We start from the raw sequence: 14532 nt of genomic DNA, 5'->3' as shown, positions 1-14532 counted from the left end.
AGCTGGCTTGCCTGCGATAGCGTTGTATCAGGACCGGATGAGTCGACTGACACACCGCCATCGCAGGCAAGCCAGCTCCCACATTGGTTTTGTGTTGGTGGTTAGAGAATGGGTGAGATCAGGCGCGCAATGCGCATCCCCAGTTGTTGCAGGCGACGGGTCTCGCGGCTTTCTTCGTGGCTGACTTCATGGGCCAGGGCAAAGTCGTTCAGCAGCATCTGCTCAACCTGGCTGGCGAAGGCTTCATCCACCGTCAGCAGCATCACTTCAAAATTCAGCCGGAACGAACGGTTGTCCATGTTGGCACTGCCAATGGCGCTGATTTCGCTGTCCACCAGCACCACCTTCTGATGCAAAAAGCCCGGCGTGTAGCGAAACACCCGCACGCCCGCTCGCACCGCTTCGTTGGCATACAGGCTGGACGCAGCGTACACGATGCGATGGTCGGGCCGTGACGGCAGCAGCAGGCGCACATCGACTCCGCGCAATACCGCCAGGCGCAGGGCGGCAAACACCGCCTCGTCGGGGATGAAGTAGGGGCTGGTGATCCACACGCGCTCGGTCGCGGCATGGATGGCCTCGACGAAAAACAGCGAGCAGGTTTCATAAGGGTCCGCTGGCCCGCTGGCGAGCAACTGGCAGAGCACACCGTCTTCCGGGTAGGCGTCCGGCAGGATCAGCGGCGGCAGTTCCCGTGCGGCCCAGAACCAGTCCTCGGCAAACGACTCCTGCAGGCATGCCACCACCGGGCCTGTGACCTGCACATGGGTATCGCGCCATGGCGCCAGGGGCGGTTTTTTACCCAGGTATTCATCGCCTACGTTATGCCCGCCGACAAAACCGGTGATGCCGTCCACCACGACAATCTTGCGATGGTTACGGAAGTTGACCTGGAAGCGATTGAGCCAGCCACTGCGGGTGGCGAATGCCTTGACCTGCACTCCCGCGTCACGCAGCGCCTGCACATAACGATGGGGCAGGGCGTGACTGCCGATGCGGTCGTACAGCACGTAAATGGCCACGCCCTGAGCGGCTTTTTCCTTCAACAGGGCCTGCAATTGGCGGCCCAGTTCATCATCGTGAATGATGAAAAACTGGAACAGCACGGCGGTCTTTGCGTTACGAATAGCCTCGAAGATCGCGCCGAAGGTGGCATCGCCATTGATCAACAGGCGCACTTCATTGTTGGCCAGGCAAGGCATGCGGCCCAGCTTGGGCATGGCGCGCAAGGAGGCGTAGGCGCTGGAGTTGCGCGCCGCCAGCGCTTCCTCCACCCACGGGCGCCAGTTCAATTCGGTGATGGCCGTGTGCATTTCCTGGTTGGCCTGGCGACGGGCCTGGATGTACGCGTCGAAGGTGCTGCGGCCAAAAATCAGGTAGGGGATCAGCGTCAGGTAGGGCATGAACATCAATGACAACGCCCAGGCGATCGAGCCTTGGGCGGTGCGCACGGTCAGTACTGCGTGGATCGCGGCGAGCGTTCCGAGAAAGTGCAGCGTGGCAATGACGTAGGCGAGCAGGTGCGGGCCAAAGAAATCCATGAACGTCGTAACTCCGGGCAGTCCAGTGCGTAACAGACCATGAACGGCTGTGAATGTCGCTATTTTATTTGCCATGCAACACTGGCTGCTTTGCGACGTCTAACGCCCACAATTACCCAGGAGTTACCCGATGAATGCTCGTCTGCTTGGTTTGGCCATGGTTGTTGGTTTGTCGCTGCCTGTGGCGGCGCAGGCGCAGATGCTGGCGCCGGGCTTGTGGGAATTGACCACCAGCAATATGAAAGTCGATAACCAGGACCTGCCGGACTTGTCGCTGATCCTCGGTCAACTCAAGCAACAGATGACCCCTGAACAGCGGGCCATGCTCGAAAAGCAAGGCATCAACATGGCCGGTAAAGGCGTACAAGTGTGCCTGACCCCGGCTCAGGTGGCCTCCGATTCGATCCCCCTGACCGACCCTCAATCGGGCTGCAAACAGGAAGTCACCGACAAGAGCGGCAACCAGTGGAAATTCCGTTTCAGTTGCCCGAAAGCCCAGGGCACTGGGGTGGCAACGTTTCAGAGCCAGAAAGAATTCACCACCAGCGTCAACGGTACCTTCAATGCCACCGGGATCCAGCAGAAGGGTAGCCTGGACAGCCACGCCCAGTGGCTGGGCAACGATTGCGGTTCGGTCAAACCCCGCGCTTAACGCCCGAACTGCAGGGGCAAGCCCTGGCAACTGTTGACCACCTGGCCGTTGTGCCAGGCCAGGTGGCCGCTGACCAGGGTGGTACTCACGCTGTGGCGAAAGCTGCGCTCTGCAAAGGGTGTCCAGCCGCAGCGGGCGAGAATAGGCTGGCTGTTGACCGGCTTGCCAGCAGGCTCCGGTTTGATCAGTACCAGGTCGGCCCAATAGCCTTCGCGCACGTAGCCGCGATCAGCAATAGCAAACAGGTCGGCCACGCGGTGGCTGGTCTTGGCTACCAGAGTGGTCAGGGGCAAATGCTCGTCGGCCACCAACTCCAGTAACGCCGGCAGGGCATGCTGCACCAGAGGCAAGCCCGAGGGCGCTTGCCGATAACCCAACAGTTTTTGCGCCCAGGTATGCGGCGCATGGTCGGTGCCAATCACATCCAGACGATCACTCAATAACGCCAGGCGCAGCGCGTCGCGGTCGGCGCGGGTCTTGATCGCCGGGTTGCATTTGATCTGGTGGCCAAGGCGGTGGTAATCGCGGTCATCGAACAGCAGGTGGTGCAGGCAGACCTCGGCGGTGATGTGCTTGTCGGCCAGGGGCTTGTCTTCGAACAGCGCCAGTTCGCGAGCGGTGGTCAGATGCAACACATGCAGACGCGTGCCATGGCGTTTGGCCAATTCCACGGCAAACGATGACGAGCGATAACAGGCCTCGGCATCGCGGATCAGCGGGTGGGCGACGGCGGGAATATGCTCGCCGAAGCGTTCGCGCAGGCGCTGCTCGTTGGCCAGGATGCTGGGCGTGTGCTCGCAATGAGCGAGCAGGATGGTCGGCACCTCGGCAAACAGGCGCTCCAGAATGCGTGGGTCGTCCACCAGCATATTGCCGGTGGAGGCGCCCATGAACACCTTGACCCCCGCCACTTGACTGGGGTCTAGGGCGGCGACGATGTCGAGGTTGTCGTTGCTCACGCCGAAATGAAAGCCGTAGTTGGCCACTGAATGCAGTGCGGCACGGCGCTTTTTATCGGCAAGGGCTTCCAGGTTCAGGGTGGCCGGTTGGGTGTTGGGCATGTCCATGAAGCTGGTGATACCGCCGGCCACCGCCGCGCGAGATTCGCTGTAGAAGCTGCCTTTTTCCGGCGCGCCGGGTTCGCGAAAATGCACCTGGTCGTCGATCATCCCTGGCAGCAGCCACTGGCCGTTGGCATCGATTTCCGCCGGTTCGTTACCGCCTTGAATGCTGGCGGCAATCTTCTCGATACGACCATTGGCGATCAGTACGTCGGCGTCGAATACCTGGCCCTCGTTGACCAGGCGGGCGTTGCGGATCAGCAGGCGGCTCATGGTTCAGAACTCGTTTTGCAGGGCTTTGTAGCCGCGCACCAGGTCGACGTTGGTGCGTGCCACGTCTTCGGAAAACTCCGAGGCGCTGACACTCACCGGCGGGAATTGCGACAAGTCGGTGTTGGGGCCGATACGCGTGGTGGAGGGCACGTAGAAAGCGGCGGGCAGGTCGCGACCGTCGACTACCGAGTTGTGGCGCACCACGCACCCATCGCCCACGGCGCAATTGAACAGCACGCTGTTGAAGCCAATAAACACGCGGTCGCCCACTGTGCAGGGGCCGTGGACGATGGAACGGTGAGCGATGGAGGTGAACTCGCCGATGGTCACCGCTGCGCCGGATTTGGAGTGGATGACTACGCCGTCCTGGATGTTGGAGTTGGCGCCGATGGTGATCGGGTCCATGGCGCCGCTGGCATCCACTTCGTCGGCGCGGATCACGGCGTAAGGGCCAACGAACACGTTCTCGCCGATGATGACTTTGCCGCAGATGATCGCGGTCTTGTCGACGTAGGCCGATTCGGCAATCACCGGCAGGTCGCCCGAAGGATTTTTGCGGATCATGGCTGGCTCAGTGCGGCGCACAGGGTGTTGAGGTTGTATTCGAACAGCCCGATAAAGGTGCTGGCCGGGCCTTCTGCGGCGAGGGCGTCGGAGTACAGCGTGCCGCCGATCTGTGCGCCGCTTTCGTCAGCGATCTGCTTGAGCAGGCGTGAGTCCTTGATGTTTTCCATGAACACGGCTTTGACCTTGTCCTTGCGAATCTGGGTGATCAGTGCGGCAACTTCAGCGGCCGAAGGGTCACGTTCGGTGGACAAACCCTGGGGCGCGAGGAACTGGATGCCATAGGCTTGGCCCAGGTAACCGAAAGCGTCGTGGGAAGTGACGATGCGGCGGTTACCCGGTGGCAGGGCGCCGAACTTGGCCTTGGCCTCGTCCAGCAGGCTATGGATTTGCTTGAGGTAGGCCTGGCTGTTGCTCAGGTAGGCGGTCTTGTTGCCAGGGTCGGCGGCTACCAGCGCTTTGGTGATATTGCTCACATAAATTTCGGCGTTGGCCAGGTTGTGCCAGGCGTGCGGGTCGGGAATGGTTTCGCCATCCTCGTCCATGGTGTGGGAAATCACACCTTTGCTGGCGGTGACCACCGTTGCCTTGGTTTCGGTGCTGGTGACCAGGCGGTCCAGCCACGGCTCGAAACCGAGGCCGTTCTTGATGATGACCTTGGCCTTGAGCAGTGCCTTGGCGTCGTCCGGCGTGGGTTCATAGGTATGGGCGTCGGCGTCCGGGCCGACCATGTTGCTGATCTGGATATGCTCGCCACCGATCTGGTGGGTGATGTCATCGAGAATACTGAAGCTGGTGACCACTTGCAGTTTGTCGGCGGCGTGGGCCATCGAAAGCGGCAGCAGCAGACTGAACAGCACGAATAGAGCGCGCATCGGGAAACACCTCATTGGGATGTGAGCAAAGGCGGGCGGCGCAACAAACCGTGCACCGGACCGAACACCACGGACAACAAATACCCAGCGCCTGCCACCAGCACGATCGCCGGGCCGCTGGGCAGTGAGTAGTAGAACGACAGCAGCAGGCCCAACCACACCGACAGGCATCCCAGCAGCGCCGATACCGCGATCAGCACTGGCAAGCGTCGGCTCCAGAAGCGTGAGGCGATGGCCGGCAACATCATCAAGCCGACCACCATCAACGCGCCGATGGCCTGGAAACCGATCACCAGGTTCAGCACCACCAGGGTCAGGAACACGCCATGGGCGAGGGGCCCGAGGCGGCTGACGGTTTGCAGGAACAGCGGGTCGAGGGTGTCCAGCAGCAGCGGTTTGTAGATCAGCGCCATGGCGATCAGGCTGAAACCCGAGACCCAGAGCATGCCGGTCAGTGTGGTTTGATCCACGGCCAGGGCGGAGCCGAACAGCAGGTGCAGCAGGTCCAGGCGCTTGCCGGCAAGGCCCAGGATCAGCACGCCGGCGGCCAAAGAGATGGGGTAGATGGCGGCGAGGCTGGCGTCTTCGCGCAGGCCGGTGCGGCGAGTGATCCACGCGGCCAGGCCGGCCATGCTTAGGCCTGCACCCAGGCCGCCGAGGGTCAGCGCTGGCAGGCTCAGCCCGGCGAACCAGAAACCCAGGGCTGCGCCGGGCAGGATGCCGTGGGCCACCGCATCACCGATCAGGCTCATGCGCCGCAGGATCAAAAACACACCTAGCGGCGCGGTGCTGCAAGCCAGTACCAAACCGCCGATGAGTGCGCGGCGCATAAAAACGAACTCATGAAACGGCAGCCACAAGTGGGCAGTGAAGTGCATTCAGGCCACCTGCATCTGCGGTTGCGGGCGGATCAGCTCTTTGCTGGGGCCGAATAGGCAGCCGGTGTTTTTGATCTGCAGTACGTGCTGGGTGTGGTGACGCACGGAGGCCAGGTCATGGCAGACGATCACCAGGGTGCGGCCTTCGTTGTGCCAAGCGTGGATGTGTTTCCAGCACAGCGCCTGACCGTCCTCATCGAGGGCTGCGTGAGGTTCGTCGAGCAGCAGGACGGCGGCGTCGGCCAGACTCATGCGTGCCAGCAGGGCGCGCTGCAATTCACCGCCGGACAATGCCATCAACGGTCGGTGTTCCAAGCCGGTCAGGCACCAGTCTTCGAGTACCGCTTGCAGGCGTTGGCTGCGTTGTTGTGAAGTGTGCTGTGTACCCCAAAAACCTGCAGCCACCAGTTCTTGCAAGCGGATGGGGAACTGCCGGTCCAAGTGTTGCTGCTGGGGTAGGAAGGCCAAGCCGCCACGGCGTGGAACATCCACAATGACCTTTCCCGCCAGCGGCTTTTGCAGGCCGGCGATGACTTTGAGCAGGCTGCTCTTGCCTGTGCCATTGGCGCCGATGATGCCGATGAGGCTGCCTTTTTCCAGGGTCAAATCCAGTGCCGGGGTGAGCGGTTGCCCGGGGGCACCCCAGCGCAAAGAGTTACAGGTGATCATGCAAAGTCTCTCGTCCAGCGGCTTTCAGCCACGGCATCGTGCGCGTGCAGGCTTTCGGCGTGGATCACTTTGAGGTGGAAGGCTTTGATGGCATCCGAGCGTTTCAAGGCGAGGTTCAGGCGGCGAGCGGCGTCTTCGCAGAACATCAGGTTCTGCCCGTTGGCCAGGGCGAAGGCTTGTTCGTCTGCGCGTTTCACCGCGGTTTGTACGGCGGTACCGAGTGCGGTTTCGGCAGCGTTGATCAAGTCGATTATCGGCAGGTCAGTACCTTGCAACTGAGCGTGCAACTGCGCGCTGCTGCGTTGGCTATGGGGTGTGGCGACGATGCCGTTGGCACTGCCGAGCCAGGCCAGCAGCGCTTCGTGCTGCAACGGCGTGTTGGCGAAATCATCCACAAATTGCTGCTGAATCAACTGCCTGGCGAGTGCGGCGGAGCAAGGGCAGGTTGAGGAATAAGTAACGTCAATTTTTAGTTCCACGTGGAACATCTGGTTTTCCAGACGCGCTTCGATGCTCACCGGGTAGCTCTTCCATCCGGCTAGCGGACTGACCAGGGCGGGTCGTTTAAGCAGCAACTGGGTGTGGATGCGCAGGTAAGCGTTCTTAGATAAACCTTCATGTGTGTCGAGAAAACGCTGCAGTACATTACGCAGCAGTGCAGGTGTCAGCGGCTGTTGATCGAGCATTTCCAGAGCCAGATACAGGCGTGACATATGAATGCCACGGGCCGTGCCGTCGTCCAGGCTTACGCCCACGTCAGCGGTGGCGGCCAGGTGTTGACCGTCAATCAGGATCGGCAAGGCGATGCCGCACATCCCCACCCAGTCGAGTGGCAAGGCTTGGCGTGAAGCCTGCGCGGCAATGTCCGGCAGAGTCAGCGCATTCATAAGCAGGTCCATCGTTGGAAATAATTCGACATGTTATAGTATAACAATACGAGCTACGATGAATTTTCTGCTCCAGCCTTTGTTCAGTCATATCGAGTAGGGACACTCCTTTATCTGCGGTATATGCCATGCACCGACGTCAGCTCCTCAACCTGCTGCTGGTCAGCCCCTTGTTTGCCTTGCCTTTGGGGGCTTACGCCACGCAGATTCGGAATGCACGCTTGTGGCGCTCGGAGGACAAGCTGCGCCTGGTGTTCGACCTCAGCGGCCCGGTGCAATACAAGACCTTTTCCCTGACCTCACCGGACCGCTTGATCATCGACTTGAGTGGCGCCGGTCTTAGCGGTGACTTTTCCCAATTGGCATTGAAGAACAGTGGGATTACCTCGATCCGTTCCGGGCATTTCGGCAAGAGCGATACGCGCATCGTGCTGGACCTGGTCGAGCCCATGCAGCTCAACAGCTTCGTGTTGCCGCCCCAGGATGGCCAAGGCCATCGCCTGGTGTTGGATATGACCAACGCGACCCGTGCGCCCCGTCAAATCGCCGCTGAGCCGGCACCCTGGGTGACGCCGGTAGACAAGGCGCATCCCAAGCGCGACATCATCGTGGTGGTCGACCCCGGCCATGGCGGCAAAGACCCAGGTGCCATTGGCTCCAAGGGCCAGCGCGAAAAAGATGTGGTGCTGTCGATTGCCCAGTTGTTGGCTAAACGCTTGAAGCGCGAAAAGGGTTTTGACGTAAAACTGGTGCGCAACGACGACTTCTTCGTGCCGCTGCGCAAGCGCGTGGACATCGCCCGTCAGCACAAGGCCGATATGTTTATTTCGGTACATGCCGACGCCGCGCCACGGCTGACCGCGTCGGGCGCCTCGGTGTATGCGTTGTCTGAAGGGGGCGCCACTTCGGCTACGGCACGTTTCATGGCCCAGCGCGAAAATGGCGCCGACTTGCTGGGCGCCACCACCTTGCTCAATCTGAAGGACAAGGACCCGATGCTGGCCGGGGTCATTCTCGACATGTCGATGAATGCGACCATCGCCTCCAGCCTGCAACTGGGTGGCTCGGTATTGGGCAGCCTGCAAAACATCACCAGCCTGCATCAGAAACGTGTGGAGCAGGCCGGGTTCGCCGTGCTCAAGTCACCGGACGTGCCTTCGATCCTGGTGGAGACGGGTTTCATTTCCAACCCTCGGGATGCCCAGCGGCTGGTGACGGCGCGCCATCAACAGGCGGTGGCGGATGGCCTTTTCGAAGGACTCAAGCGTTACTTCCAGAAGAACCCACCCATGAACAGCTACATGGCCTGGGTGCAGGCGCAGAAAAACAGCCAGGTCTAACAGCCGGTCATTCGGCTGCAAGTGAACTTGGCGCTGGCGCCCCCTGAGCTGGAAAATCGGTTGATGGTGGTCCAGCCCACGCGCCGCGTGTAGCCGACCCACGCCTCGCCATCCGATGCCAACCCGGTAAAAAACGTCAGTTGCCCATAACGGCTGTTGGTCTGCGCCCAATAGCGTTTGCCAATCACTTCAAACCCGCGCAGATACGTAGTGCTGCCGACGGTCGCCACGCTATAGGCATTGCCCAACGGGTCTACACAAGCGAGCAGGTTGGCGCTGCGTGTGCAGTTGGCCAACAGGCTGGGTGCCTGGGCGCAGGCAGGCCCGGCGACTGCCAATAGCAGCGCGCACAGCAGGTATTTCATCGAGGTTCTCAACATAGGCAGGTGACCCAGCATTGCGCCCTTCGTCGCGGCGAGCAAGAGGGATTGGCTTATTTGTATTGTTATACTATAACATAAATGCACAGCCCGACCCGCGAACCGCTTCCCATGACCGAACACGATCTTTTGGCCCAACCAGCGGCCGACTACATGAATGAGGCCCAGCAGCGCTTCTTCCGCGAACTGCTGCTGGCTCAGCGCGATGACCTGCAAGCCCGTATCGACGCAGAGTTCCAGGCGCTGCGCGAGCAGGAAACCAACAGCGACCTGGCGGATATCGGCAGTGCCGAAGAGCAACGCCAATGGCAACTGCGCCTGCTGGAGCGTGAAAAGAAGCTGTTGGACAAGATCGACGACGCCCTGGAGCTGCTGGCCCGTGGCGAATACGGCTGGTGCCGTGAAACCGGCGAACCCATCGGCCTGCAACGCCTGCTGCTGCGCCCTACCGCCACCTTGTGTATCGAAGCCAAAGAACGTGAAGAGCTGCGCGAACGCCATAGACGGGCAGTTTGACCGGCCAACCTTGATGAGGAATACCTGATGCCCAATCGTCTCCCTGTGACCGTGTTGTCCGGCTTTCTCGGTGCCGGTAAAAGCACGCTGCTCAACTATGTCCTGCGCAACCGCGACAACCTGCGGGTGGCGGTGATCGTCAACGACATGAGCGAAATCAACATCGACGGCAGCGAGGTGCAGCGTGATGTCACGCTCAATCGTTCGGAAGAAAAGCTGGTGGAGATGAGCAATGGCTGCATCTGCTGCACCTTGCGTGAAGACTTGCTTGAAGAGGTGGGAAAACTCGCCAAAGAAGGTCGTTTCGATTACCTGCTGATCGAATCCACCGGTATTTCCGAACCTTTGCCCGTGGCCGAAACCTTCACTTTTCGCGATGAAAACGAGCAAAGCCTGGCCGACATTGCACGCCTGGACACGATGGTCACTGTGGTCGACGGTATGAATTTCCTGCTCGACTACCAAGCCGCCGAAAGCCTGGCTTCACGGGGCGAAACCCTCGGTGAGGAGGATGAACGTTCCATCACCGACCTGTTGATCGAACAGATCGAATTCGCCGACGTCATCCTGATCAGCAAGATCGACCTGATCAGCAGCCGCGAGCGCGAAGAACTGATGGCCATCCTCGAGCGCCTCAACGCCCAGGCGGAAATCATCCCGATGGTCATGGGCGAAGTGCCGTTGAACAAGATCCTCAACACTGGCCGTTTCGACTTCGAACGCGCCGCCCAGGCCCCGGGCTGGTTGCAGGAATTGCGCGGTGAGCATGTGCCGGAAACCGAAGAATACGGCATAGCGTCCACGGCTTACCGTGCGCGCCGGCCGTTCCATCCACAGCGGTTTTTCGACTTTATCGACCGCCCCTGGGTCAACGGCAAGCTGTTGCGCTCCAAGGGTTTCTTCTGGTTGGCCAGCAAACATCAGGATGCGGGCAGTTGGTCCCAGGCGGGCGGGTTGATGCGCCATGGGTTTGCCGGGCGTTGGTGGCGCTTTGTGCCGAAAAGCCAGTGGCCTCAGGACGAAGAAAGCGTGGCGGCGATCATGGCTAACTGGCAGTTGAGCACGGGTGACTGCCGTCAGGAACTGGTGTTTATCGGGCAAAACATCGACTTTGCCCAGATGCGTACCGAGTTGGACGCCTGCTTGCTCACCGATGAAGAAATGGCCCTGGGCGTCGAAGGTTGGCGCCAGTTGCCCGACCCGTTTGGCCCTTGGTATGAGCAGGTCGCCTGATGCTGGTTCCGGTCATTCCCCTGCGCCACGTCATCCGCCAGACACATGGGGAAACGCCGCTGGCGCTGTCCGATATCCTCAATGACGGCGTCAACCTGGCCATCTGGCAGCGCCAACTGCCCCTGCATATCGCCGAGTTTGGCGCTTTGCTGGTGGCGCTCAATGAACCGTTGGCCGAGTCCTTGGTGGTCGAGTTGGCTAGCGAAGACTCCGTGCCGAACTTGCAAGGTTTGGCGTCCAGCTGTCGCGATCTTGAAGGCTACGATGGGTTTATCGCCGATGTGTCGTGGTTGGTCAGTGCATTCGCCTGCCTGCTGGGCGCCAAGCGCATCGGCGTGCGTTTACGGCTATTGGACAAGGCCATGTGTCCGCGTTTTCACGTTGATCACGTGCCTGTTCGGCTGATCACCACCTACGCCGGTATCGGAAGCCAATGGTTGCGTGAAGGCGTCATGGACCGGCGCACATTGAGCCAGGCGGATGCCGAGCCCACTGAGCGCATCGAGCAGATCCATTGCGGTGAAGTGGCGCTGCTTAAAGGCACCAAATGGCACGGCAATGAAGGGCATGGGCTGATCCACCGCTCGCCAGCGCTCAAAGCTGATGAGCGACGGTTGATCCTGACGCTGGATTGGCTGGCATAACCGCGTAGGATCAAACGCTCTACACGGCCTGAACCATGCCTCTTATGCTGCAGAACATTCCTACCCACGTGATTGCAGGGCCATTGGGCGCCGGCAAGACCAGCCTGATCAAGCACCTGCTTGCCCAGCGCCCGGCCAACGAGCGCTGGGCGGTGCTGATCAACGAGTTCGGCCAGATCGGCCTGGACGCAGCCTTACTCACACAAGACGATGACGGTATCGCCCTGGGCGAGGTGGCAGGCGGCTGTTTGTGTTGTGTGAACGGCGCACCGTTCCAGGTAGGGCTGGGCCGCTTGTTGCGTAAGGCTAAGCCGGACCGCTTGTTTATCGAGCCCTCAGGCTTGGGCCATCCGGCGCAATTGCTCAAGCAACTGCGGCACGCACCATGGCAAGACGTGCTGGCCGTGCAGCCTTGCGTGCTGGTACTCGATGCCCAGGCGTTGGCGGCGGGCAGGCCGTTGCCGCAGGCACAACAGGAGGCGTTGGCCAGTGCCGGTCTGCTGGTGCTGAACAAGGATGAGACGCTGACTGCGGCGCAACGTCAGGCGATTGAAGCGCAATTACCCGATTGCCCGCTCCATTGGACACGCCAGGCGCAACTGCCACTCGACCGGTTGCCCGGTTTGAAAGCACGGGCCCAAGTAGCGGTGGATAATTTCGGCGTGCCTGAAGCGGTGGGGCAAACGCCGGCGATCTGGAGCGACCCTGGGTTGCCGATCTGTCTGAGTCAGAGCCAGGAGGGCGGCTGGAGCATTGGCTGGCGCTGGCACCCAAGCCAGCGATTCGATGTCAGCCGTCTGCATCAGTGGCTATCGAGTATCGACTGGCGCCGTGCCAAATTGGTCATCCACAGCGTTGACGGTTGGGTGTCCGCCAACGCTGTGGATAACAGCCCACTGCACTGGCAACCCTGCGCTTGGCGGCGCGATTCACGTGTTGAGTTGATCTTCAGCGCACCACAGGACGTGGCCGCATTGCAGAGCGCCCTGGCAGCCTGCCGTTACTGATGTTTCTTGCTGGCGTGGTCCTGGCGCCACTGGCTCAATTCGATGATCTCGGCGCTGGGCAGCGGCTCCTTGGTTTCGAACGGGTAGGGCGCCAGTTCGATCTGCGCGCTGTGGGCGCCGAATTGCGTGATGACCCCGGCATGCCGGGTTTCGCCGGTCACCGTGAACTCAAAATTATAGATACGCGCCAGGCGTCGGCGGCCATTGGCATCCTTGACGAAACCGATGCGTTTGAGCGCCACGGCACCGTCAAGCAGCTCGATATCGAGCTTGGCGCAATGCTGCTTGACCCGCGCCAGCGCCCGTTCACGCAGGCCGTGGTTGTGCCAAACCCAGGCGGCGCCGGTGGCCAGCAGCATCAAGACGAAGATGTTTCCCAGGGTCAGCATTCCATGAACTCCAACAAAGTGAGCGCAGCTTAACTGTGTCGCCGGTCTGTCGTACAGGTTGCGTTTAGTCGCATACTGCTCGGCCTGAAATTCAACGGTTTTACGGAAATCTCCCGCATGAAACGCACACCTCACCTGCTTGCGATCCAGTCTCACGTGGTCTTTGGCCACGCCGGAAACAGCGCCGCCGTGTTCCCCATGCAGCGGGTCGGGGTGAACGTCTGGCCGCTCAACACGGTGCAGTTCTCCAACCACACACAGTATGGACAGTGGGCGGGCGAAGTGTTGGCGCCGCAGCAAATTCCTGCGCTGGTAGAGGGTATTGCCGCGATTGGCGAGCTGGGCAACTGTGATGCGGTGCTATCCGGTTACCTGGGCAGTGCCGACCAGGGCCGCGCCATCCTCAGCGGTGTGGCGCGCATCAAGGCGATCAACCCCAAGGCGCTGTACCTGTGCGATCCGGTGATGGGCCACCCGGAAAAGGGTTGCATCGTGCCGCAGGAGGTCAGCGATTTCCTCTTGGATGAAGCCGCCGCCATGGCGGACTTCCTGTGCCCCAACCAACTGGAGCTGGATAGTTTTGCCGGGCGCAAGCCGCAATCGCTGTTCGATTGCCTGGCGATGGCCAAAGCATTGCTGGCGCGCGGACCCAAAGCGGTGTTGGTCAAGCACCTGGATTACCCAGGCAAACTGCCAGAAGGGTTTGAAATGCTGTTGGTGACGGCCGACGGCAGTTGGCACTTGCGTCGGCCCCTGCTGGCGTTTCCGCGTCAGCCAGTGGGTGTGGGCGACCTGACGTCCGGGCTGTTCCTGGCGCGGGTGCTGTTGGGTGATAGCCTGGTGGCTGCCTTTGAATTCACCGCCGCGGCCGTGCATGAAGTGCTACTGGAAACCCAGGCCTGCGCCAGTTATGAACTGGAACTGGTGCGGGCCCAGGACCGTATTGCCCACCCTCGTGTGCGCTTCGAAGCCACACCGATCAGCCTGTAAGCACAAAGAACCCAATGTGGGAGCGGGCTTGCCCGCGATGGCGGAGTCTCAGTCAAAGCGATGTCGACTGAACCACTGCTATCGCGGGCAAGCCCGCTCCCACACTTTTTTGAGTTGATTCGCCGCTTGGAGTTTAAGGCGCGTCGGCTTTGATCTCCCGGTAGCGCTTTTCCAGTTCCTGACGAATCTGCCGACGCTGCTGAGCCTGCACAAAGCGGCGCTTGTCTTCGCTGTTCTGCGGCTGCAACGGCGGTACGGCGGCAGGTTTGCGCTGGTCGTCCACGGCCACCATGGTGAAGAAGCAGCTGTTGGTATGGCGCACCGAGCGTTCACGGATATTCTCGGTCACCACCTTGATGCCCACTTCCATCGACGTATTGCCGGTGTAGTTGACTGACGCCAGGAAGGTCACCAGCTCACCGACATGAATCGGCTCGCGAAAGATCACCTGATCTACTGACAGCGTGACCACATAACGACCGGCATAACGGCTGGCGCAGGCATAGGCCACTTCGTCGAGGTACTTGAGCAGCGTGCCGCCGTGCACATTGCCAGAGAAGTTGGCCATGTCAGGGGTCATCAGTACCGTCATCGACAGCTGGGCGTTTCCGGGTTCCATAGCACACTCACGGG

The 14532-nt window shown here is 60.7% G+C and carries 17 protein-coding genes; 7 read left to right on the top strand and 10 right to left on the bottom strand.

Going from position 1 to position 14532, the window contains the following annotated elements:
- Nucleotides 1–101: 101 nt before the first annotated feature.
- Nucleotides 102–1541, bottom strand: coding sequence for a cardiolipin synthase (cls, locus tag GIV35_RS09130; RefSeq protein WP_105229023.1), 1440 nt, complete (start codon nucleotides 1539–1541; stop codon nucleotides 102–104).
- A gap of 130 nt (nucleotides 1542–1671) precedes the next feature.
- Here cls and GIV35_RS09125 point away from each other — a divergent pair, with 130 nt between their 5' ends.
- On the top strand, nucleotides 1672–2193 hold the full coding sequence (locus tag GIV35_RS09125) for a DUF3617 domain-containing protein (protein WP_014720569.1): 522 nt from the start codon (nucleotides 1672–1674) through the stop codon (nucleotides 2191–2193).
- Here the strand turns inward: GIV35_RS09125 and GIV35_RS09120 are convergent.
- The 6 genes from GIV35_RS09120 to folE2 are packed head-to-tail and all read right to left on the bottom strand — an operon-like array spanning nucleotide 2190 to nucleotide 7400.
- Nucleotides 2190–3527, bottom strand: a complete 1338-nt coding sequence (locus GIV35_RS09120; protein WP_236264092.1) for a dihydroorotase — start codon at nucleotides 3525–3527, stop codon at nucleotides 2190–2192. The genes GIV35_RS09125 and GIV35_RS09120 overlap by 4 nt on opposite strands.
- Before the next feature lie 3 nt (nucleotides 3528–3530).
- Nucleotides 3531–4091, bottom strand: a complete 561-nt coding sequence (locus GIV35_RS09115) for a gamma carbonic anhydrase family protein (protein ID WP_005792581.1) — start codon at nucleotides 4089–4091, stop codon at nucleotides 3531–3533.
- On the bottom strand, nucleotides 4088–4966 hold the full coding sequence (locus tag GIV35_RS09110; RefSeq protein ID WP_202690854.1) for a metal ABC transporter substrate-binding protein: 879 nt from the start codon (nucleotides 4964–4966) through the stop codon (nucleotides 4088–4090). The genes GIV35_RS09115 and GIV35_RS09110 overlap by 4 nt, the downstream gene beginning before the upstream one ends.
- Nucleotides 4967–4977: 11 nt before the next feature.
- On the bottom strand, nucleotides 4978–5844 hold the full coding sequence (locus GIV35_RS09105; protein ID WP_003195772.1) for a metal ABC transporter permease: 867 nt from the start codon (nucleotides 5842–5844) through the stop codon (nucleotides 4978–4980).
- Complete coding sequence (locus GIV35_RS09100) at nucleotides 5845–6513, bottom strand: metal ABC transporter ATP-binding protein (RefSeq protein WP_202690853.1); 669 nt, start codon at nucleotides 6511–6513, stop codon at nucleotides 5845–5847.
- A complete protein-coding gene (folE2, locus tag GIV35_RS09095; RefSeq protein ID WP_198714597.1) occupies nucleotides 6510–7400 on the bottom strand; it encodes a GTP cyclohydrolase FolE2 in 891 nt (296 codons plus the stop codon). Before folE2 ends, GIV35_RS09100 begins: the two co-directional genes overlap by 4 nt.
- A 128-nt stretch (nucleotides 7401–7528) precedes the next feature.
- On the opposite strand from folE2, the gene GIV35_RS09090 reads away from it, so the two are divergent.
- Nucleotides 7529–8740, top strand: a complete 1212-nt coding sequence (locus GIV35_RS09090) for an N-acetylmuramoyl-L-alanine amidase (protein ID WP_202690852.1) — start codon at nucleotides 7529–7531, stop codon at nucleotides 8738–8740.
- Here GIV35_RS09090 and GIV35_RS09085 read toward each other — a convergent pair.
- Entirely contained in the window at nucleotides 8737–9105 is a 369-nt protein-coding gene (locus GIV35_RS09085; protein WP_034129159.1) for a hypothetical protein, read from the bottom strand. The genes GIV35_RS09090 and GIV35_RS09085 overlap by 4 nt on opposite strands.
- A gap of 126 nt (nucleotides 9106–9231) precedes the next feature.
- Here GIV35_RS09085 and dksA point away from each other — a divergent pair, with 126 nt between their 5' ends.
- Genes dksA through GIV35_RS09065 form a run of 4 tightly spaced genes read left to right on the top strand, consistent with a single transcriptional unit; the run spans nucleotide 9232 to nucleotide 12520 of the window.
- Nucleotides 9232–9636, top strand: a complete 405-nt coding sequence (gene dksA, locus GIV35_RS09080; RefSeq protein WP_034129158.1) for an RNA polymerase-binding protein DksA — start codon at nucleotides 9232–9234, stop codon at nucleotides 9634–9636.
- 27 nt (nucleotides 9637–9663) lie between these two features.
- The gene (zigA, locus tag GIV35_RS09075; RefSeq protein WP_014720560.1) at nucleotides 9664–10869 is read left to right on the top strand and encodes a zinc metallochaperone GTPase ZigA; all 1206 of its coding nucleotides are present in this window, start codon (nucleotides 9664–9666) and stop codon (nucleotides 10867–10869) included.
- Nucleotides 10869–11513, top strand: a complete 645-nt coding sequence (locus GIV35_RS09070; protein ID WP_236264091.1) for a DUF1826 domain-containing protein — start codon at nucleotides 10869–10871, stop codon at nucleotides 11511–11513. Before zigA ends, GIV35_RS09070 begins: the two co-directional genes overlap by 1 nt.
- Before the next feature lie 44 nt (nucleotides 11514–11557).
- Complete coding sequence (locus GIV35_RS09065; RefSeq protein ID WP_213153198.1) at nucleotides 11558–12520, top strand: CobW family GTP-binding protein; 963 nt, start codon at nucleotides 11558–11560, stop codon at nucleotides 12518–12520.
- Here GIV35_RS09065 and GIV35_RS09060 read toward each other — a convergent pair.
- Entirely contained in the window at nucleotides 12514–12909 is a 396-nt protein-coding gene (locus GIV35_RS09060) for a DUF3301 domain-containing protein (protein WP_003195752.1), read from the bottom strand. The genes GIV35_RS09065 and GIV35_RS09060 overlap by 7 nt on opposite strands.
- A gap of 117 nt (nucleotides 12910–13026) precedes the next feature.
- Here GIV35_RS09060 and pdxY point away from each other — a divergent pair, with 117 nt between their 5' ends.
- Nucleotides 13027–13899 carry a pyridoxal kinase PdxY gene (gene pdxY, locus GIV35_RS09055; protein WP_003195749.1) on the top strand — a complete coding sequence of 291 codons (873 nt, stop codon included), beginning with the start codon at nucleotides 13027–13029 and terminating at the stop codon, nucleotides 13897–13899.
- A 133-nt stretch (nucleotides 13900–14032) separates the two neighbouring features.
- On the opposite strand, the gene GIV35_RS09050 is transcribed toward pdxY, so the two are convergent.
- Nucleotides 14033–14518 carry an acyl-CoA thioesterase gene (locus tag GIV35_RS09050; RefSeq protein WP_003195747.1) on the bottom strand — a complete coding sequence of 162 codons (486 nt, stop codon included), beginning with the start codon at nucleotides 14516–14518 and terminating at the stop codon, nucleotides 14033–14035.
- Nucleotides 14519–14532: the final 14 nt, after the last annotated feature.

Origin of the sequence: Pseudomonas sp. PA-1-6B (genome assembly GCF_021609545.1) — a bacterium.
Classification (GTDB): Bacteria; Pseudomonadota; Gammaproteobacteria; order Pseudomonadales; family Pseudomonadaceae; genus Aquipseudomonas; species Aquipseudomonas fluorescens_BV.
Note: the sequence above shows the minus strand (reverse complement) of the source record. Positions and strands in the feature narration are given on the sequence as shown.